Origin of the sequence: Corynebacterium sp. UMB6689 (assembly GCF_030215295.1) — a bacterium.
Taxonomy (GTDB): domain Bacteria; phylum Actinomycetota; class Actinomycetes; order Mycobacteriales; family Mycobacteriaceae; genus Corynebacterium; species Corynebacterium aurimucosum.
Window position 1 is genome coordinate 1 of record NZ_JASOLS010000177.1, and the last position, 268, is coordinate 268.

1 protein-coding gene is annotated in these 268 nt (G+C 56.0%); it reads right to left on the reverse strand.

What is annotated here, in order from left to right; genetic code table 11:
* On the reverse strand, positions 1–268 hold a 268-nt coding region (locus QP363_RS13135; RefSeq protein ID WP_284764809.1), incomplete at both ends, for a transposase.

Here is a 268-nt window from a genome sequence, read left to right on the forward strand (position 1 = left end):
TCGTCCAGGCCACCCATGCGGCGCTGGCCGGGAGGAACTAGGCGTGATGTGAAGGTTCCAGCCCGATCTCTGGGCTGGTCTATCCTTACCGGTCCTACCTGGGTTTGAAGTGTTTTAGGTGACGTGCCGTTACGTGAATTCCCGCTACCATGCCCGGCCCGGTCATGTTTTTCATACCCGAGATGATCCGTTAGTTCGGCTTGCATGCCTCTCTCAAGGACGGCCTTGATTAACTCTGGTAGAAACCCGTCTTCACCAGTCAAACCGA